The organism is Paenibacillus sp. GL_099_B (assembly GCF_057835695.1).
This window is the reverse complement of the sequence record NZ_CM174430.1, coordinates 4,013,759-4,031,976: the sequence shown is the minus strand read 5'-3', so window position 1 is coordinate 4,031,976 and position 18,218 is coordinate 4,013,759. Positions and strand designations below refer to the sequence as shown.

Genomic DNA, 18,218 nt, shown 5'->3' with positions numbered 1-18,218 from the left:
CTGTAAACCAATACTTTCAGGTTCATTTGGAATTTAAAATTGACAATAAGACTTTTGCATTATAATATAAGCATATGATTATATAGAGAGAAGGAGGTAAGTGATATGGATTCTATTCAAGAAGCATCGGAAAAGTTAAAATTGCTGGGGGATAAGACTCGTCTGACGATACTTACACTCCTCAAAGAACGTGAATGGTGTGTGTGTGAGTTTGTAGACATTCTGGACATGTCACAACCTGGGGTCAGTCAGCATTTGCGCAAGTTAAAGGATCAAGGCTTGGTCAAAGAGAATAAACGTGGACAATGGGTATACTACTCTTTGAATGTAGAGGATACACCTTATATTAAATCTGTGTTGGAATTTATGCCAGATTCTGCAGCCATTCTTAAGTCTTTAAATAAAGAGAACATTTCATCCGTATGTAATTAATTTTTGGGCAATATATAAGTATATTGTTATATAATTATGCAAATGTAATTAATTTGATTGGAGGCGTATATGTTTGTTTTCTACTTTTCTTGCTTGCATTATCTTTTTGATAACGTTAGTGCTCGTCATCTGGCAGCCTAAAAACCTGTCCATAGGGTGGTCTGCTTGCGGCGGAGCAATTCTGGCGTTACTTGTAGGCGTAGTTCATTTCCAGGATGTTTGGGATGTTACGCAAATGGTATGGAACGCCACACTTGCTTTTGTGGCCATTATTATCATCTCATTGATTTTGGATCGTATCGGTTTCTTCGAATGGGCAGCTTTACATATGGCCAAGGCAGCTCATGGCAGAGGTGTTCGTATGTTTGTATATGTCTCAATCTTAGGAGCTGTAGTTTCTGCTTTCTTTGCCAATGACGGAGGAGCACTGATTCTGACCCCAATTGTTCTGGCTATGGTCCGCGCACTGAATTTTGATGAGAAAAAAGTGTTTCCCTTCATTATTGCCAGCGGATTTATTGCGGATACAACTTCATTGCCACTGGTTGTAAGTAACCTCGTAAACATCGTATCTGCCGATTTCTTCGGTATTACGTTCATGGAGTATGTAGGCAGAATGTTTATTCCTAATCTGTTTTCACTGGCTGCAAGTATCGGCGTGTTGTATCTCTTTTTCAGGAAAAGCATTCCCAAACGGTTTGATGCTAGTGAACTGAAAGCACCTGTAACAGCGATCAAAGATCTGAAGATGTTCAGGTTGTCATGGATTGTACTTGGCATCCTGCTCGTCGGTTACTTTGGCAGTGAATTTGTTGGTGTGCCTGTATCTATTGTGGCAGGAGTCGTGGCTATATTCTTCCTGATTATGGCTTCTCGAAGCTCTGCTGTACCGACTAAAGTAGTCGTTAAGGAAGCGCCTTGGGCAATCGTATTCTTCTCTATCGGTATGTATGTCGTGGTCTATGGCTTGCGTAACGTGGGTCTGACGGATCTGCTGGCCGTAGCCATCCAGGCCGTGGCAGATCAAGGATTGTTTATCGCAACGATTGGTATGGGTTTTATTGCTGCGATCATTTCATCTCTGATGAACAATATGCCTACGGTTTTGATTGACGCACTCGCCATTGACGCAACAACTGCTACGGGAACCGTTCGGGAGGCGTTGATCTACGCCAATATTATTGGTTCCGATCTAGGTCCCAAGATTACACCGATTGGTTCACTGGCAACACTGCTCTGGCTTCATGTGCTCAGCACCAAAGGCGTCAAGATTTCATGGGGCACCTACTTTAAGACAGGTATCATTATCACAGTTCCGACTCTACTCATTACGCTAGTGGGTCTATATCTGTGGTTAAGCATTCTATAAATTCAAACAACAAGGAGAAGATGATGAACATGAGCAAAAAAACACTTTATTTCCTATGCACAGGCAACTCGTGTCGGAGCCAAATGGCTGAAGGTTGGGCCAAGAAATATCTGAGTGAGGACTGGAACATTTATAGCGCAGGAATCGAAGCACACGGTTTGAATCCAAAAGCAGTGGAAGCGATGAACGAAGTAGGTATCGATATTTCAAGCCAAACTTCGGACATCATTAACTCCGGGCTACTGAACAGTGCAGATTTCGTCGTCACATTATGCGGGGATGCGGCAGATAAATGTCCAATGACCCCACCACAAGTGAAGCGAGAACACTGGGGATTCGATGATCCCGCGAAAGCGCAAGGTACAGAAGAGGAGAAATGGGCTGTATTCCAAAGGGTTCGTGACCAGATTGGGGTGCGGATAAAGACGTTTGCTGAAACTGGAAAATAACACAAACAGAGCTTTGCTGCAACTAACACGATAGATCCAATTCTGCGAGGTCGAGCAATAGCTGAGCGCGAATGGATTCAGAAGATTCAGAAAGTTTCGAATAACCACACCGTGATTATACCGTGGGAGCCCAAAGAAGCCGTTAGTTATGACAGTTTAAAGAAGTGGACTGAAGTCTGGAGAATGATGTGTTGCAAGAAATCAATGCGATTCGTGTAGCCATTGATCCTGAACTAGCAGCTAAGGGTACCACCGCTGGTCTGAACAGATCAGCGGCTTTTTTATTACATTTTGAATTCATGGGGAAGAATATGATTCAAAGACCATAGCTAATGATGTGTTCTCATACGTTACTCTCCAAATCAGTTAACTATGAGCCTGACGATAAGCTTTTGGCGTCATATTGTAAGTCACTCCGAATTTTTGATAAAACGAATTCAGGTTGCTGATTTGAACCTTCTCTGCAATTTCTTGAATCGATAATGAGGTATTAGCCAAGTAATAACAAGCCAACTTCAATTTCAAAGAAACCTGAAGTTCTTTGAAATTATTTCCGGATTTTTCCTTGATAAGATAAGAAAGGTATTTCGGATGATAACCAAACTGTTTGGATAATGATGTTAAAGTGCAGTTCAAATATTCCTTTTCAATGTAGCGCAGGATATCAACTATATTGCCTGAAGAATCGTTTGATAACTGAATTTTCTGATTTTCGGAATCATCCTGATATATACGCAGCAGTTCTGTAAAAATAATCACCAGATACGAATTGATAATCTCACTTGAGTACATACGCAAGTCATAATACTCACAAAGCAAATCGGCAAACAAGCGTTTAATTTTATGGTTTCCTTTTGTACGGAAGATCAGAAAGTTATCATGATTTTGACTGTTGGATATTGCTGAAAGGATTAGGTTGGATACAATGCTTTGTTTAGCTAATCGACTGAGGAAATTACTTGATAAAAATTGGTCACTCATACTGATATTGATGACAAGATCGTTTTCCCCGATCTTGTTCTTCATACGAATAACGTCTTTATCAAAAATACAAACATCACCCTCCTTTAAAGTTATGGTTTTATCATCCACCACATAGGTGCATTCTCCTGAGTATATATAGTTCATATTGACATTGGTATGAACGTAAAGAGGAACGCTAGTAAAGCGAGAGTCCTTACTTATGGCGATTCCGGTTTCAATGACATTTAGAGGTTTAAAGCGATAGACCATATGCCCCCGGACATCTACCTGAATCATATTTTGGTAGATCGGGCTTACCGCATCCGGATTAGCCAAATACTTTTTTTCACTATCGGTGTATGATTTTAGAAAAAAATCCAATTGGTTATAGTCCATATCACTCAACCTTACCTTTTGATATAGTATAGCTTTCTTTATGATATTGTTACCGCTTCCAAAGCCTTTTACAATTTAAGTGTATCACTGGTCATACATTTTCCGCAAATTGAAAAGTGATATTAAGTCAGGGAATAGGGGGAAGAAGATATGGACTACAAGCGTACAGGAAGTAACATCATAAAAGAAATCGGGGGCAGAGAGAATGTCAACCAGTTAACGCATTGCGCTACAAGATTACGTTTTACACTCCAAGATTCAGCTAAGGCAGATCAAGAGAAGATGAAGGCAATTCCTGGTGTCCTTGGTGTGGTTAACAGCGGTGGACAGTTCCAGGTTATCGTAGGACAAGAGGTGGCGCGAATATACAATGAGATCGTTCCATTGTTAAGCGATAACACTTCTGACCAGAAAGAGATCAAAACCGAAGATTCAAACGTCTCTGCAAGAAAAGAGTCTGTCATTTCGCGTTTGTTGGGTACGATTTCTGGGATTTTCACGCCCATACTGCCTGCTATCACTGGGGCTGCAATGCTCAAAACGCTTCTCATCATTTTAACGATGACTCATCTCATGTCTAAAGAAACACAAACCTATGCCATTCTTAACTTTGTTACAGATGCGGCTTTTTATTTCCTGCCAGTTATGCTGGCATTCTCAGCAGCAAACAAATTTAAGATGAATCCAATGATGGCTGTATCCTTAGGCGGCGTTCTATTACACCCGAGTTTTGTGGCTATGGTAGAAGCCAAAGACCCTGTTTACTTTTTGGGGATACCCGTATCCTTGGTAAGCTATGGTTCATCCGTTATCCCGATTATTTTGGTGATTTGGGCTGCTTCTTATGTTGAGCGGTTTGCGGATCGGGTAACCCCAAAATCAGTTCGTTTCTTCATGAAACCGTTAATCACATTACTTGTAATGGCACCAGTTGCCCTAATTTTTATAGCTCCACTAGGTAACATCGTCGGAACATATGTTGCAGTGGGAATCAATTTTTTGAATAACCATCTCGTGTGGATTTTACCATTCATTTTTGGTATTTTCGGGCCGGTATTTATCATGCTGGGTATGCATTACGCTGTTACCATACCCATTGTCATTCAATCCATTACAACCTATGGGTTCGATATGATTGGCGCCGGATTTCTGGTAGCTAACGTTGCACAAGGCGCAGCTGCATTTGCGGTGGGCAGACATGTCAAGAATGATCCGGATTTTAAAGTATTGGCTAACTCCGCAGCTTTTACCGCTCTCCTCGGCATAACAGAGCCTGCCATTTACGGGGTGAATCTCAAGCTGAAAAAACCATTTTATGCCGTACTGGTTGCCGGAGGAATTAGTGGTTTGTTTGTTGGCCTTATGGGAGTTAAGAGACTGGCTCTTGCTCCGACTGGATTACTGACTTTGCCCATTTTTGCAGATCCAAATCATGCGATGAATCTTGTGTATGCAATTATCGGCGCCATCATCAGTTTTGTACTGTCCTACTTCTTAACAACCGTGCTGTTGAAAAAATCTAAACATTAGACTTACAATCTTACTTTTTGTTATATTTATTTGATCTTTTGACATTGTTCGATCACTTAAGTCTTTATATGATAAGGATAAGGGTTCTGATTAAACCCCATTCAAAAATAGAAAAATGTAAATATTGATTGGAGGATATGAATATGAGAACAGGATTTTCGGAAGATTTCTTATGGGGTGGGGCAATTTCAGCATCCCAAGCGGACGGTGCCTATGACGTAGGCGGAAAAGGTTTGGATACCCAAGACTTGCGTTATTTTGACAGCAACTGGACCAAAGAGGAGCGTGACCATCATCGTAACATCAACATGACTGGTGAGCGGTTCAAGCAAGCATTATTGGACAAAGATATGACCCATTACCCATTTCGCTGGGGAATTGATTTTTACAGCAACTATAAAGAGGATTTAAGATTGATGGAAGAACTAGGATTAAAAATCTTCCGGACATCCATTAACTGGGCTCGAATCTTTCCTAACGGTGATGATGCAGAGCCGAATGAGACAGGTATACAGTTTTACATTGATTTGTTTGATGAATGTCGCAAAAGAGGAATGAAAGTCTTTGCCACAATCCTGCATTACAATATTCCGGTTAACTTGGTTACGAAATACGGCGGCTGGAAAAATCGGCAAACCATCGAATTTTATTTGCGATATGCCAGAGTGCTGTTCGAAAGACTGGGAGATCGGGTGGATTATTGGCTGCCATTCAATGAGATCAATGCCGGCAAGTTTAACCCCTATAACGGTGTGTGCTTGATAAAAGATCAGGAAGAAGACTATGAAAATGCAATTTACCAATGTCTACATCACCAATTCATAGCGAATGCCCTAACCGTTAAGCTGGCGCACGAGATCATCCCGGGCTCTAAGGTAGGCGGTATGATTGCCCGTTTCACGACGTACCCTGCGACCTGTAAGCCGGAAGACGTAATGCAGTCCATTTTAGACGAACAATATGCCAACTATTTTTATACAGATATTATGGCGCGAGGCAAGTCTCCCGCTTATATGGAACGTTACTTTAATGACAACGACATAAATATCCATAAAGAAGCTGATGACGATAATATTTTGCGAGAATACACTGTTGATTTCCTGAGTTTTTCTTACTATATGTCCATGGTAGCGACAACCGATAAAAACTGGGATCGAACCGGTGGGAACCTAGTGACAGGAAACAAAAATCCGTATCTAAAAGCAAGTGATTGGGGCTGGCAAATTGACCCGATTGGTCTGAGGGTTTCTTTAAACCAAATGTACGATCGTTATCAACTGCCCATCTTCATTGCGGAAAATGGAATAGGTGCCCTTGATGAATTGAATGAAGGCGAGATTCATGATCCTTACCGGATTGACTATCTCAAGGAACATTTCAAACAAATGAAAGAGGCTATTATTGATGGAGTTGAATTAATCGGCTATACCATGTGGGGGATTATTGATATTGTTTCCTGCGGTACGATCGAAATGAGGAAGCGTTACGGTGTAATCTACGTTGATCGGGATGACCGCGGACAGGGTACGAATAAACGATATAAAAAGGATTCTTTTTATTGGTATCAGAATTGTATCAAAAGTAACGGTGAGCATTTAGAAGATTAAAGACAGTAATGGGATTAGAGGCAGACTTCTGCTAAGGAAAAGAGGAAACAACATGTTTGGATTTAAAAGAAAACAAGAACATACAATGGAGATTTTTTCCCCAATTCAAGGTACAACTCGTTCTTTGGATGAGGTAGAAGACGAAGCTTTTTCCAGCAGAGCGTTGGGCGACGGATTTGCAGTTGAACCTTCCGAAGGGAAAGTGACAGCGCCATTTTCGGGTAAGATTGCCCATATCATGGAGAAGAGCAAGCATGCACTCATTCTTGAGCACGATTCTGGTGTTCAAATTCTAATTCATGTCGGCATGAACACGGTATCTTTAAAAGGTGAAGGATTTACTTCTCATGTACAAACCGGAGATCATGTCGTACAAGGTCAAGTGCTGCTTGAGTTTGATATTCCTTTAATCAAGACGGCCGGTTATGACCTATTGAGTCCTGTTATTGTTCCAAACGGCCAAGAAATGGTGAAAGGGGTACAGGTTTTAGGCAAGGGACCAGACTTGATGATTGAGGTTAAGTATTGAAACCCAAGAAAACTCTCTACAGGAATTATACTTTTTTAAGAAGTAATACTAACATTTTTTAAGTTTAAGCAACCTGTAGCCTATTAAACGGCTACAGGTTGCTTATCGTTTAGTGGTTAAATGATGTGGTTCTCAATAATACTAATAGGACAAGCGTGGACTTAATGGAGCTCTTTAGGTAGAGGGGAAAGTAAGTTTTTATGTCATATTTCTAATGATCGTTCGGTTTTTCTTTCTCTTTCTCGGTATAATATAAAGCGTCCCATCTTCGCCATACTCCGCGTAAGCTATATCCTTAATATTGTCATATCCCTGTTTTTGCATTTCGATTCTTACCTTATCCGTATCAATTTCCTTTCCTCTCATCGACATTTTCAGTAATTCCCCTTTATCAATCACTGTAATAGCAAAACTATCGGAATGTGCTTCGAGGCCCAAATCTTGGGCAGAAGGTGGTTCATATTCAGGTTTGCGAAGGACGGACAGAGACCCGTCTATTTCTAAGACGGCATGTTTGACCTCTTGAAGCGAAAAAACATTCTGTTTTCGAAGCATGGATAGCAATTGTTTAAACTCAATATCATATTTCTTGAGCAAGCTTTGATTTACCTCTCCATTATCAATTAAAAGAACAACCCGGCCTTCTGCTACATAGCCGAATTTTACAAATCGGGTTGTTACTTTCTCAAAAAGGTAAGAGAGGGCACTCCAGACTGCCAATGCATATATAAGTTGAGATATGTTGACCTGATCATCATAAAGCGTATTCCCTACAATTTCACTGAGTACTAATGAAGATAGGAAGTCTAGTGGTGTAAGTTGGCTGAGCGTTTTCCTACCAGTAATAAAAGTGATGGCCCATAGCCCAAAAAAGCTAATCACTAGTTTGATGGTTAATTCCATAAACATATTTATCTAACCTCCCAAATGAACAAATCATTGATGAATATTTACCCGGTCGATTAGATTGAAAACATACATAACATGTAAGTTTAGAGAAAATAAAAATGGAGCCTGCTATCCTTAAGATAGTAGGCTCCATTTTTATTTTTTTCTTTGATATTGTCTGTATTGTTTTTGATCAAATGCTTTTAATTAGTTTACTGCGGTTTTAGATTTAGTGTTACCCTGCTGATTTTTTAAAGCCTCGACAGGTTCATCACTTACTTCCGCACGTTTAATGAAGAAAACTAATATTAATGCAACAATATTAATGCCAAGTGCGATATAGAATGAATATTGGATTCCGGCTAATAACGCTTCTTGGGTTAATAAAGCTTTATTGGCTGCTGTCAAAGTTGTTGGATCAACACCAGTCATTAAATCTTCAGCTTTTGTTTTTGTCACCGAATTCATAATCGTAATCAGAATAGCCGTACCAATCGAACCGGACACTTGCTGAGCTGTATTGTTGACAGCTGTACCATGTGGATTTAAGCGTGTTGGCAATTGATTCAGGCCGTTTGTCATAATAGGCATCATCACCATTGCCATACCAAACATACGCAGAGTGTACACAAGGATAATATATGTGTGAGTCGAGTCGATTTGTAGGTTTGCCAACATGTACGTTGAGATAGCTGTAATCGTAAGCCCGATTACGCCAAGAACACGTGGACCATATTTATCAAATAGTCTACCTGTAATGGGTGACATAATCCCCATGATTATCGCACCAGGCAACATCATTAAACCTGAATCAAGTGGTGTAATACCTCTTACGTTTTGTACGTATGCCGGTGTTAAAATCATTCCGGAGAACATCGCCACTGCGTTTACAATCGCAATAACAGAGCCAAGGGCAAACATCGGATACTTGTAAACCCGTAAATCCAATAATGGTGTCTCCATTTTCAATTGACGGACAACGAAAGTGATCAGGGAAATAGCTCCAACGATTAAAGTGATTAAGACAACTTGATCTGTCCAGCCATCTGAACTTGCAGAACTGAACCCATATAACAAACCACCAAAACCGATGGAAGATAATATGATCGAGAAATAGTCCAATGTTGCATTTTTGTTTTGCTGCATTACATTTTTGGATTTCCAAATCCCTAACAGTAAACTAATGACGGCTAACGGTAAAATCATTTCGAAAAGTAAACGCCAGTCATAATATTCTACAATGAAACCTGATAATGTTGGCCCGATTGCAGGGGCTGTAATCATAACTAATCCGAAAATACCCATTGCTGTTCCGCGTTTTTCGCGTGGGAAACTTACCAGCATAATATTCATTAACAGTGGTCCCATTACTGAAGAGCCTGCTGCTTGAACCATTCTTCCTGTAAGCAATATACCAAAGTTTGGTGCAACGGCTGCTATGGCCGTACCTAAAGTGAAAATGGTCATGGAAGTAATAAACAAGCTTCTATTGGAGAAACGTGTTAATAAAAATGCTGACGCCGGAATCAATATACCACTGACCAGCATATAGCCAGTAGAAAGCCACTGGATTGTGGAATAGTCTTTAATGTTCAAATCCACCATGATGGATGGCAGCGCTACATTTAAGAGCGAGTTATTTAGAAATGAAACAAATGCACCAATAAAAAGAATCGCAATCATTAAATAGGGTGGTTTTTTTTCTTGTAAAGCTGAATCCATATATGTCTTTTCTCCTTTTTTACACTTCATTTAATCCCTTAGTCGTTTAAATATTTGTGTATAAACATCTATTTATTAAATTTTTTTAAATCCTTTTTTTAGCAGTTCCATTTGCTCACCATAATTTTTTAAAGCTTCATCATAGGTTAAATCTTTTACGAATATTTGAATAAGGTTATCAAAGGTTACAGCTATAATGATTTTTAAAATATGCTGCAATTCTCGGTCCCCTTGTATATTTAAAGTTTCCGTATTCATTAACCCAATGATAGGTAAAAGATGGCTATCCCGATTTTCTTCATAAATGTTCTTCGTAAATGTTTTTTCCGTTTTATAATTCATATTTAAAAAGGCATTTCTAAAAAAGTTTTTGTGTTCTTGATTGGTGTGATTCTGAATCATAAATTGAAATGAATCGATAAAAGCTTCGAATATATCTCCGTTGTTCTCCTTTAAAGCTGCGATAAATCGGTCACTATTTTTTTGTGAGGACTGGTTCAACAGGTAATAATACAGATCCTCTTTTTCCTCAAAGTATTGATAAAAACTTCCTCTAGAGATCCCCGCGTCTTTGATGATATTGGCAATGGATGCTTCGTGTAATGGAACTCGAGAAAATTCCCTTTTAGCACATTGAATTAAAGTGTCCTGTTTATCTTTCGATAAGTGAAAAAATGTTTTTTTGGGCAAATATGATCCTCCAATCCTAATAAGTGACACCGTGTCACAATTGCTGATTAATGAATTATATATGACACTTGTGTCACAAGTCAACAATAAAAATGACACCGTGTCATATGGGGAAAAAGTATATCTAAGTTTATTTAACATCCACAGTAAGAGTGATTTTTCAATGAGTATGGCGTTAAACTTTTTATGGGATTTGGAGGGAGCACCTTTATATCTAAGAAGTATCCTTATTATTTGAGGATTATTTGTTTAACCCAGCTGCAAAGTAGGGGCCATTAACCGTAATGGTTTTGAATCCTTTTTTATTTTATTTGAAGATAGCGCAAACTTAACTTAAAGCTTACTGTTCCTTGGCAATTCAACCCTAAGTGATGAGCTTGGTTCTGCAGCATTTCATAATGCTCGGGATCGGAATCCAGAAACGCCCGCCAAACCAATCCACGAGGCATGCTGATGATGAAGCTGGTTCGAACCGCAGGCAAATCCATTGTTCCATACACGGTCAATATAACCTTTTAGCATCGCTGGCAAATGCCACCACCAAATTGGGAAAATAAATGCCAAGGTGACATTACGCAAAAAATGCTGACCACTCAATTAAGAGGTTTAGAAAAGGATGAGATTGTTGCACGAAAGATTTATAAAGAAATCCCTCCCAAAGTGGAGTATGAGTTAACATCCTATGGCTGGGGATTAAAGCCCGCGCTAGATCATTTGTGTTATTGGGGAGAAGAACATCTGGAGAAAGTTCATGGGGACAAATCCAAGGTTTTGGAAGAGTTTTGAGGCTGTACAGCGTAAAAAAATCTTCGTGAAAAGCGTGGATGCCTACGATTCCTACTTTTTTGAAATTATGAAGGTATTTCAATAAAGTTGAAGAATACCCTATTAGAAATAGAATATAAATTTTAAAGGGGAATGAAATGATTAAACGGCTTACTAAGAATATACCAATATGGTTTCTTTTTGTCGGGATAGTGGTGTTTATTCTACTGTGTATTAGTTTTTTTGAAATGAATACTAGAATTAATATGCTTGCATTGGCAATTTTGAGTATTGCTAATACAATTCGATTGTGGGAGAATGAACGTCAGTCAGCAATGATGTTTCTATTGCTGGGTGTTTTGTGTACGTTCTTTCTTATCAGGTCTTTAATTTTATATTGATTCCGAAGAACTTGAAATAGTCATTCATGATATAAGGGCAGTTAAAAAAAGCCGATAAACACCACAGCTTCTGTGTGTTTATCGGCCTTTCTTATGATGTTTCTTCTTTTAGTAGCTCTCTGGCTAATTGTAAAAATTGTTCTTTGGTTAATTTTTTGTCCCCAAAGCTAGAAAGTGTGTAATATGCATCTTGCTCTTCATTGTACCAGTTTAGGTAATGATAACTTACGGCATTTTTTTTCATACTGTTATAGACAACTTCCGTTCCGGCGACTAAAATTTTGTCCGTTGAATTCTCTTTCTCCTGCTCTACAACCATATTTCCTCCATTCATGATGATGACAGAAATTCCGATATGGGCCTTTCCTTTTGAATATATTCCGCTAATGCTTAAAGGCTCTGACCATGGTACGGTCTTCATGAACACCTTTTGCCCTGAAGAAGATTTGGCAGCTTGAACTCTAAGATCACTATATACTTTCTGGTAATAGGAGTCTTTCTTTTGCACATCAATTGTTGGAAACTTTGGGTTTATCTTTCCATACTCGAAGGAATAGCCCATGGCGGTTAGAGGCAGGTTAGGAGCTCCTGTACGTTTGATTTCCTTCAAGAAGTCGGAGTACGAAGTTATTTGCTGTTCTTTATACTCAAAACGTAGTCCAAGCTCTGTACTTTCTGAAATTCTGTTGCTTTTCACAAAATAAGCGATTAATTCCCCCGGCTTAGCAAAGTCCTGCACCTGGGCAGCAGAATAATCATATACGTTAGCCGTGCCAGTAGCAGGTTCATCCGAAGCAACATGTTGGACCTTAACGACCCCGTCACGAGTAAAGAGCTGGATGTATTCCGAAGCGGCATAAGCGCTGACTGAGATTAGCAAAATGAGGGCGAGCATGCCACCCATTGCAACAGTGCTTCTCGTTGTTTTTTTCAAGACCGAATGACGGCGGCTTTCAATTAAAGAGATTCTGCGCATTACCTGGCAGGTGACGTCGATTTCAGGCATCCTCTCGTTGCTCAATGCTTGTTTTAAATCTTGGTATTCATGGGCAACTCTGTTTCGTTCCAAACGAATTCCTCCTTCAATTTCATGGATTTCCGAATCTTCTGCTGGATCCGTTTCATTCTCTTTACAAGCGCATTAGGGTTGACCTTCAAAATGTTGCCGATCTCCGCGAAAGTCTTATCTTCAAACACCCGAAGTATAAGCAAGTTTCGTTCCTCCAGTGATAATCGAGACAGTGCTGCAGCCCATAGAGGCTTGTACAATAATATTATCCAGCTCCTGTTCGTAGCTTATTACAACGGATTCTAAGGAAATAATCTTCAATACATTAAGATAAATACGGCGTCTTCGCAGCAGATTCAGGCAATGATGATAGGCGATCCGATACAGCCAAGCCGAAAAATGATTCTCTTTCTTGTATTGATGCAGCGATTGATAGGCTTTGACCAAAACATCCTGTACGGCGTCTTCAGCGTCTTGTCTGTTGCCCAGCAAACGGTAGCAATAGCGGAAAATCGGCTGTTGAAATATCTTGATGATCGCTTCATATTCGTTTGTATTTCCTTGTTGAATGTTGGAGATAAGCGTTTCCACTTCTTCTGAGTTAATGTATTCCTGCGGCGATGCCAACACCTCCTTGACCTTTTATCCCTATAACACTTGAAGACAAAGAAAAGTGCCTCCGAAAAATGTTTTTATTTTCTTATATTTATTCTAGATTTTAGTGGGAAAAAAACGTTAAATTCCTGTATAAGCCGAGCGGCTTAAGTCATATAAACAGAGGACGACACATTGTGGAGAGAAGCCATTCTATTAGTATGATCGGATTTAGTATGGAGATGTTTATTTTAGCCATGGGTGTTATATAACATATTGATGGGACATAGTAAACGTGATTGATATGTTTTCACTCCGGAATTGTTACTTAAACTGAGGTGTCAAAATGAGAAAGAACTTTCCTGATCCAACATGGGCAAGATATTAGGTATAGAATCACTTCACTTGGCTGGTAATAATTCTTTCCAAGAAAAGATCACGACGAGAGGGGCAATTAAAAGTGATACAGTAAATGTCGCGGAAGTATTTATATAGGGTCATGAGCATAAGATGAAAATATTTTGACATTCCAATTTAAATATCGTAATATTACGATATAACGATTCAGGAGGGGTAATTTTGAATACCGAAGCTTTTGATAGCACTAATTTAAAACAGTTCGACGAACCTGCTAATCTACTGAAAGCTTTATCTCATCCGATTCGTCTATGTATTGTGCGCGGGTTGATGCGAAAAAAGAAATGTAATGTTTCATATATGCAGGAGTGTCTGGACCTTCCCCAATCAACAGTATCTCAGCATTTACAGAAGCTACGCAGTGCAGGTATTGTAACGACCGAGCGCAATGGCCTTGAAGTAAATTATGTGCTTGCCGACCAACGGATTGAACAGATGATACCTATTTTGTTTGGAGAGGAAGATTGTGAATCATGAGTAAAAAAGTACTGATTGTGGGCGGAGTAGCGGGTGGTGCATCAGCAGCTGCCCGTCTGCGCCGTCTGGATGAACATGCCGAAATTATCATATTTGAAAAAGGACCCTATATATCGTTTGCCAATTGCGGCTTACCTTATTATATTGGTGGCTCGATCGAGGATCGGGAGCGTCTGCTGGTACAAACTCCTAAAGGTATGGCTGATCGTTTTAATATTGATGTGCGTACACGAAGCGAGGTCGTCGCTATTGATCCGCACACTCGTACAGTTCAGGTGCAAAGCCAGGAGCGCGGTCAATATGAAGAAAGCTATGACGAATTGATTTTGTCACCAGGTGCAAAACCAATCATTCCCGATCTGCCGGGTACGGATAATCCACTGATTTATACAGTTCGTAGCATTCCAGATATTGATCGCATCAAGAAGCAAATAAGTTCATCTAACAACGTATCATCGATTGTTATAGGTGGAGGGTTTATTGGTGTTGAAATGGCAGAAAATTTAAAGGAAGCCGGATTGGATGTAACGTTGGTAGAGGGTAATGGTCAATTGCTCACTCCGTTTGATCCAGAACTGGCAGCAGCATTGGCACAGGAAATGGAGAAAAATGGGGTAAAGCTGCTGTTTTCCCAGCGTGTACAGGGCTTTCGTTCACTTGAGCATGGCATTGGTGTTGAGCTTGCTGATGGTCATGTTCTGACAGCTGACTTGGTTATTCTTGCGATAGGAGTAACTCCAGATACAGCTTTTCTGAGAAATAGCGGAGTTTCCCTGGGAACACGTGGACATATTATTGTCAACGAAGCGCTCGAGAGCAGTGTGCCACATATCTATGCTGTTGGCGATGCCATCGAAGTAACTGAAACCATTCATGGCACAAAGACAGCTATTCCGCTTGCTGGACCTGCCAACAAACAGGGACGAATTGTTGCAGATCGAATCGCCGGATTAAGTTCCATCTATAAAGGAACACAAGGGACAGCCATTATTAAAGTGTTTGGAATGACCGGAGCAACTACAGGCAGTAATGAGAAAACACTAAAGCGTCTCGGCATCGATTATCGAACTGTAATCGTGCATCCTGCCTCTCATGCATCGTATTATCCGGGTTCCAGCGCGATTACTCTTAAACTGCTGTTTACACCGGCAGGTAAAATTTTAGGCGCACAAGCAGTTGGTTATGACGGTGTAGATAAGCGGATTGATGACATTGCTGTGACCATTCATTTTGGAGGTCACATCAGTGATTTGACAGAGCTCGAGTTGAGTTACGCGCCACCGTATTCCTCAGCGAAAGATCCAGTTAATATGGCTGGCTACGCAGCTGAAAATATTACGGCTGGACGTGTTGAAACGTTCACTTATGATCAGCTATCTGAACGCCAGCCGGAGCAGTCGATATTGCTGGATGTACGCAGTGAGCTGGAGCATCGCAATGGGAATATTCCGGACTCCATAAATATTTCAGTGGATGAGCTTCGTCAGCGGTTAGATGAATTAGACTCAACCAAAGATATCTGGGTATACTGCCAGGTTGGTCTGCGTGGATATACGGCTTCGCAGATTTTGCGTCAGCATGGCTTTAATGTGAAAAATCTGAGTGGAGGTTATAAAACCTACCGCCAAGCACAATTTAAGCCCGCTCCATTTTCTACCGAAAACCATGATAATAATGGCAGACAGGATCAGAGTAAGCCGATACATGCCTTAAAGGAAACGGAGCTCTCCAATCCAATCTCTGCAGAGCCACAGCGTATTGATAATGAGTTGAACGTGTGCGGTTTAAGTTGTCCCGGTCCGCTGATACAACTTAAGCAGAAAATGGATCAACTATCGAATGGAGAGACCCTGCGGGTGAAAGCTTCCGATCCAGGATTTTATGAAGATGTGAAAGCATGGGCAACGATGTCTGGCTCCTCACTTATACACTTGGAACGATCCAAAGGCGGTATTATTGAAGCTGTAATTGCGAAGAATACCGTGCAGACCGCATCTTCAGCTATGGAAATTCCTAAAGAGGAGCCTGCCAGCACGTTGGTTGTCTTCAGTGGCGATCTAGATAAAGCGATTGCTTCTCTTATTATTGCAAATGGGGCAGCAGCAAGTGGACGTAAAGTAACAATGTTCTTCACATTCTGGGGATTGAATATTATCCGTAAGCATCAGCCGCAGCCTGTGTCCAAAACAATGATCGGCCGCATGTTTGGCATAATGTTACCGCGCGGCAGCCACAAGCTAGGCATGTCCAAAATGAATATGCTCGGAGTTGGCCCAAAGATTATTCGTGGCATTATGAAGAATAATAATGTTGCTTCTCTGGAAGAATTGATGCAGACCGCAACTGCGCAGGGAGTTGAGTTTGTCGCTTGTCAGATGTCCATGGATTTAATGGGCATTCAGCGAGAAGAATTAATGGATTCGGTTAACATTGGTGGAGTGGGTTACTATCTGGGGCAGGCAGCTCATGCAAATCATAATCTATTTATTTAATTTTTAAGTCTAACAACGGTTTATCGACCGAATAAACGAGGAGGCAGCCGGAATAGATTGGCTGCCTTTCTCGTTAAAATTTGCGGGGGAAAGTTAACTCAATAAAAAACACAAGTTCCACGCACCATTGAAGGCTATTTATGCGGACTCAGTCCCGCGAGTGTTTCCTTCACTTTTAGGTTCCATCAACATGATATGACATTCCTTTTCGGCAGAGGGTTTGATCTCAAGACCCCTCGGGACAATAAACATCTCATCCTTAGAGATTCTCACCTGACCATCACGAAAATCAATGATCATCTCGCCTTCAATCACGAAAAATAACTTATCGGTTTCGGGATGAACGTGCCATTCATAATCCCCAGTAATCTTAACGATCTTAAATTGATAGTCATTCATTTCACCAATTAATTGGGGGGACCAATTATCGTTTAATTTAGATAGTTCCTCGCTTAGTTTAATCGCTTGATAATGGATAGTAATCCCTCCTTATTTTTCACCTTCAATATAATGCTGCATACGCAATTCAAGACATGATGATGTTTCCTTGGTCTGCCATAAGTATACTGATTTAATTTTCGCTTTAAAATGGATGCCTGTTGAAGTTAGCATGGATTATTGATGAACTTCCGTCGATATTCAGTAGGAGAAAATCCAAATTGTTTCTTGAACACTTTACTAAAATAAAAGGGGTCAGCAATTCCAACCGTTTGTGCAATTTGCTGTACTGGCACATCACTTGTAAATAGCATGTTTTGCGCCATGTTGAGACGGTGTTTTAATAGATATTCTGCAGGCCCCATGCCTGCATGTTTTCTAAATATGTAAGAAAGTCGATTTCGATTAACGTTATATTGTTCTGCGAGCGATGCTATGGTAAGGCTATGATAGTAGTATTCATGAATATAATTAGATACCCGTTCGAATAAAACCTGTGATTCACTGCTCATTTGTCTATTCGCCACACTTATTAAGGCTTCGTTTAGTACATCACGAAACAGCATTTCAGTCTGAAACATCGAAATGCCACCACCTTGATTGTACACATGCCAAAGCTGCATAATTAATTCGATAAGACGAGGAGATTGTCCCGTTGATAATTCAAAATGCTGATGGGAAAAGCTTGACTCATCTAGTTCCGAGCTGCATATCCGGTATAAAACAAGGATATATTCCCAGTTGGAGTTATCAAACGTTTTTTCATCCAATTTCATTTTTGCACCACCATGCACCACTTTTCCTGGCGAAAGGATATAAGGCGTTCCATTAAATTGAAATTGTATCTTTCCTGTAAGGGGAAACACAAATCCGGGAAAAGAATCGGTATAATCAGCGTGAGGCACTCCTGGATTTGTAGCATATCGATATATTCCTTCTACTTGAAAAGGAATGTGTGCAAAATGTTCTGCTAACTGATTCACGTTTATTTTCACGTTGCGCGCCTCATTTCGATAGTAGGTTGCCGATGATTCTGAGATTAATTATTGT

At 40.2% G+C, this 18,218-nt stretch carries 18 protein-coding genes and 2 pseudogenes; 10 read left to right on the top strand and 10 right to left on the bottom strand.

What is annotated here, in order from left to right; all coding sequences use genetic code 11:
- Nucleotides 1-105 precede the first annotated feature (105 nt).
- The 4 genes from AC3ITG_RS18235 to AC3ITG_RS18220 all read left to right on the top strand — a co-directional run bounded on the left by AC3ITG_RS18235 (nucleotide 106) and on the right by AC3ITG_RS18220 (nucleotide 2,579).
- Nucleotides 106-432, top strand: a complete 327-nt coding sequence (locus tag AC3ITG_RS18235; RefSeq protein ID WP_064637482.1) for an ArsR/SmtB family transcription factor — start codon at nucleotides 106-108, stop codon at nucleotides 430-432.
- A 73-nt stretch (nucleotides 433-505) separates the two neighbouring features.
- Entirely contained in the window at nucleotides 506-1,801 is a 1,296-nt protein-coding gene (locus tag AC3ITG_RS18230; RefSeq protein ID WP_489250918.1) for an arsenic transporter, read from the top strand.
- Nucleotides 1,802-1,830: 29 nt separating this feature from the next.
- Entirely contained in the window at nucleotides 1,831-2,250 is a 420-nt protein-coding gene (gene arsC, locus AC3ITG_RS18225; protein ID WP_489250917.1) for an arsenate reductase (thioredoxin), read from the top strand.
- A gap of 191 nt (nucleotides 2,251-2,441) precedes the next feature.
- Nucleotides 2,442-2,579 carry a hypothetical protein gene (locus tag AC3ITG_RS18220; RefSeq protein WP_489250916.1) on the top strand — a complete coding sequence of 46 codons (138 nt, stop codon included), beginning with the start codon at nucleotides 2,442-2,444 and terminating at the stop codon, nucleotides 2,577-2,579.
- A 37-nt stretch (nucleotides 2,580-2,616) separates the two neighbouring features.
- Here AC3ITG_RS18220 and AC3ITG_RS18215 read toward each other — a convergent pair whose 3' ends face one another.
- A complete protein-coding gene (locus tag AC3ITG_RS18215) occupies nucleotides 2,617-3,609 on the bottom strand; it encodes an AraC family transcriptional regulator (protein ID WP_413371902.1) in 993 nt (330 codons plus the stop codon).
- A gap of 150 nt (nucleotides 3,610-3,759) precedes the next feature.
- On the opposite strand from AC3ITG_RS18215, the gene AC3ITG_RS18210 reads away from it, so the two are divergent.
- From AC3ITG_RS18210 to AC3ITG_RS18200, 3 genes are all read left to right on the top strand, one after another.
- Nucleotides 3,760-5,139, top strand: a complete 1,380-nt coding sequence (locus AC3ITG_RS18210) for a PTS transporter subunit EIIC (protein WP_413371901.1) — start codon at nucleotides 3,760-3,762, stop codon at nucleotides 5,137-5,139.
- Nucleotides 5,140-5,282: 143 nt separating this feature from the next.
- Nucleotides 5,283-6,746 carry a glycoside hydrolase family 1 protein gene (locus AC3ITG_RS18205; RefSeq protein WP_489250915.1) on the top strand — a complete coding sequence of 488 codons (1,464 nt, stop codon included), beginning with the start codon at nucleotides 5,283-5,285 and terminating at the stop codon, nucleotides 6,744-6,746.
- Nucleotides 6,747-6,798: 52 nt separating this feature from the next.
- The gene (locus AC3ITG_RS18200; RefSeq protein WP_489250914.1) at nucleotides 6,799-7,275 is read left to right on the top strand and encodes a PTS sugar transporter subunit IIA; all 477 of its coding nucleotides are present in this window, start codon (nucleotides 6,799-6,801) and stop codon (nucleotides 7,273-7,275) included.
- A gap of 198 nt (nucleotides 7,276-7,473) precedes the next feature.
- Here the strand turns inward: AC3ITG_RS18200 and AC3ITG_RS18195 are convergent, their stop codons facing one another.
- The 4 genes and pseudogenes from AC3ITG_RS18195 to AC3ITG_RS18180 form a co-directional block, all read right to left on the bottom strand.
- Complete coding sequence (locus AC3ITG_RS18195) at nucleotides 7,474-8,184, bottom strand: DUF421 domain-containing protein (protein ID WP_489250913.1); 711 nt, start codon at nucleotides 8,182-8,184, stop codon at nucleotides 7,474-7,476.
- 186 nt (nucleotides 8,185-8,370) lie between these two features.
- Complete coding sequence (locus AC3ITG_RS18190; RefSeq protein ID WP_489250912.1) at nucleotides 8,371-9,885, bottom strand: DHA2 family efflux MFS transporter permease subunit; 1,515 nt, start codon at nucleotides 9,883-9,885, stop codon at nucleotides 8,371-8,373.
- Between the two features lie 75 nt (nucleotides 9,886-9,960).
- Nucleotides 9,961-10,575 carry a TetR/AcrR family transcriptional regulator gene (locus AC3ITG_RS18185; protein WP_063562634.1) on the bottom strand — a complete coding sequence of 205 codons (615 nt, stop codon included), beginning with the start codon at nucleotides 10,573-10,575 and terminating at the stop codon, nucleotides 9,961-9,963.
- Nucleotides 10,576-10,877: 302 nt separating this feature from the next.
- Nucleotides 10,878-11,139: pseudogene (locus AC3ITG_RS18180) on the bottom strand (NAD(P)H-dependent oxidoreductase); the annotation flags it as partial.
- Between the two features lie 6 nt (nucleotides 11,140-11,145).
- Here AC3ITG_RS18180 and AC3ITG_RS18175 point away from each other — a divergent pair.
- Nucleotides 11,146-11,361, top strand: a pseudogene (locus AC3ITG_RS18175) (winged helix-turn-helix transcriptional regulator); the annotation flags it as partial.
- Nucleotides 11,362-11,832: 471 nt separating this feature from the next.
- On the opposite strand, the gene AC3ITG_RS18170 reads toward AC3ITG_RS18175, so the two are convergent.
- From AC3ITG_RS18170 to AC3ITG_RS18160, 3 genes are read right to left on the bottom strand one after another with little or no spacing between them, the layout of a single operon-like run.
- A complete protein-coding gene (locus AC3ITG_RS18170; protein WP_489250911.1) occupies nucleotides 11,833-12,810 on the bottom strand; it encodes a hypothetical protein in 978 nt (325 codons plus the stop codon).
- The gene (locus AC3ITG_RS18165; RefSeq protein WP_489254490.1) at nucleotides 12,771-12,938 is read right to left on the bottom strand and encodes a hypothetical protein; all 168 of its coding nucleotides are present in this window, start codon (nucleotides 12,936-12,938) and stop codon (nucleotides 12,771-12,773) included. Before AC3ITG_RS18165 ends, AC3ITG_RS18170 begins: the two co-directional genes overlap by 40 nt.
- Entirely contained in the window at nucleotides 12,931-13,377 is a 447-nt protein-coding gene (locus AC3ITG_RS18160) for an RNA polymerase sigma factor (RefSeq protein ID WP_489250910.1), read from the bottom strand. The genes AC3ITG_RS18165 and AC3ITG_RS18160 overlap by 8 nt, the downstream gene beginning before the upstream one ends.
- Before the next feature lie 546 nt (nucleotides 13,378-13,923).
- Here AC3ITG_RS18160 and AC3ITG_RS18155 point away from each other — a divergent pair.
- The gene (locus tag AC3ITG_RS18155; RefSeq protein ID WP_064637503.1) at nucleotides 13,924-14,238 is read left to right on the top strand and encodes an ArsR/SmtB family transcription factor; all 315 of its coding nucleotides are present in this window, start codon (nucleotides 13,924-13,926) and stop codon (nucleotides 14,236-14,238) included.
- A complete protein-coding gene (locus AC3ITG_RS18150; RefSeq protein WP_489250909.1) occupies nucleotides 14,235-16,730 on the top strand; it encodes an FAD-dependent oxidoreductase in 2,496 nt (831 codons plus the stop codon). The genes AC3ITG_RS18155 and AC3ITG_RS18150 overlap by 4 nt, the downstream gene beginning before the upstream one ends.
- 138 nt (nucleotides 16,731-16,868) lie before the next feature.
- Here the strand turns inward: AC3ITG_RS18150 and AC3ITG_RS18145 are convergent, their stop codons facing one another.
- The gene (locus AC3ITG_RS18145; protein ID WP_489254489.1) at nucleotides 16,869-17,207 is read right to left on the bottom strand and encodes a cupin domain-containing protein; all 339 of its coding nucleotides are present in this window, start codon (nucleotides 17,205-17,207) and stop codon (nucleotides 16,869-16,871) included.
- Between the two features lie 128 nt (nucleotides 17,208-17,335).
- The gene (locus AC3ITG_RS18140; RefSeq protein ID WP_489250908.1) at nucleotides 17,336-18,163 is read right to left on the bottom strand and encodes an AraC family transcriptional regulator; all 828 of its coding nucleotides are present in this window, start codon (nucleotides 18,161-18,163) and stop codon (nucleotides 17,336-17,338) included.
- Nucleotides 18,164-18,218 lie beyond the last annotated feature (55 nt).

Bases quoted from the DNA above. Each gene is read 5' to 3' on its own strand.
- AC3ITG_RS18205 (WP_489250915.1), top strand. From the start codon at position 5,283: ATGAGAACAGGATTTTCGGAAGATTTCTTATGGGGTGGGGCAATTTCA.
- AC3ITG_RS18235 (WP_064637482.1), top strand. From the start codon at position 106: ATGGATTCTATTCAAGAAGCATCGGAAAAGTTAAAATTGCTGGGGGAT.
- AC3ITG_RS18195 (WP_489250913.1), bottom strand. From the start codon at position 8,184: ATGTTTATGGAATTAACCATCAAACTAGTGATTAGCTTTTTTGGGCTA.
- AC3ITG_RS18190 (WP_489250912.1), bottom strand. From the start codon at position 9,885: ATGGATTCAGCTTTACAAGAAAAAAAACCACCCTATTTAATGATTGCG.
- arsC (WP_489250917.1), top strand. From the start codon at position 1,831: ATGAGCAAAAAAACACTTTATTTCCTATGCACAGGCAACTCGTGTCGG.
- AC3ITG_RS18150 (WP_489250909.1), top strand. From the start codon at position 14,235: ATGAGTAAAAAAGTACTGATTGTGGGCGGAGTAGCGGGTGGTGCATCA.
- AC3ITG_RS18210 (WP_413371901.1), top strand. From the start codon at position 3,760: ATGGACTACAAGCGTACAGGAAGTAACATCATAAAAGAAATCGGGGGC.
- AC3ITG_RS18215 (WP_413371902.1), bottom strand. From the start codon at position 3,609: ATGGACTATAACCAATTGGATTTTTTTCTAAAATCATACACCGATAGT.
- AC3ITG_RS18200 (WP_489250914.1), top strand. From the start codon at position 6,799: ATGTTTGGATTTAAAAGAAAACAAGAACATACAATGGAGATTTTTTCC.